Below are 706 nucleotides of genomic sequence, written 5' to 3'. Positions count from 1 at the left end.
AATATCCGCTGTGCCAGCCGAAAAACTGCTGTCGTGGTCCAAAGATCGGGCTCCTTGCCCGGAAACCCGCCGGGCGATCGGATTCTAAAGTCGCAGACGGCAGGTCTCCTGGCTCGCGGGTCATCGCCTTGGGTAGCCGCCTTCCCGGGAACTCCCAGTGGCTTTCGGCCTTGGCTCTTCGCTTACAGTTGCGGGGACAGCCGCGGATTTGGGATTTTGCCCCGCACCGCATTCCCTCTTAGCTCTTGCCGTTGCGGGCAAGAGACCATCTGAACCGGATTTAGGCTTTTGCGAGCGGCGGTGTCAACGCGAGCTTACGACATGGCGATGTCGGCCAGCGCCGGACCCAAATCGCCGGCCGGGGTCACTTCCATGCGTTCGAGCCCGAGCCAGCCCTGCATCTGCTTCAATTCCTCGAACAGTTCTGCAGCGGTTTCAGGTGACGCCTTGGGCTCGGCGTAGGCCGCATGGACCCGCAGCACGCTGGCCGGACGATCTGCCTTGAGGTCGACGCGTGCCACGATCCTGTCGCCGAGCAGGAACGGCAGGACATAGTAGCCGTATTGCCGCTTGTCGGCCGGCGTGTAGATCTCGATGCGGTAGTGGAAGTCGAACAGCCGCTCTGTGCGCGAGCGTTCGAAGACGACAGGATCGAACGGCGCCAGCAGGGCGCGGGCCTCGACTTTGCGCGGCAGGCGGGCATCCC

General features: G+C 63.5%; 1 protein-coding gene and 1 riboswitch. The gene reads right to left on the bottom strand.

Annotated features, from left to right (window positions below; genetic code table 11):
- Positions 1-80: 80 nt before the first annotated feature.
- Positions 81-285, bottom strand: a riboswitch (cobalamin riboswitch).
- A 29-nt stretch (positions 286-314) separates the two neighbouring features.
- Positions 315-706: DNA glycosylase AlkZ-like family protein (locus tag EN964_RS36295; RefSeq protein ID WP_164776563.1), on the bottom strand; the 392-nt coding region annotated here is incomplete at its 5' end.

Origin of the sequence: Mesorhizobium sp. M7A.F.Ca.CA.001.10.2.1, from assembly GCF_003998575.1 — a bacterium.
GTDB lineage: Bacteria > Pseudomonadota > Alphaproteobacteria > Rhizobiales > Rhizobiaceae > Mesorhizobium.
Note: the sequence above shows the minus strand (reverse complement) of the source record. Positions and strands in the feature narration are given on the sequence as shown.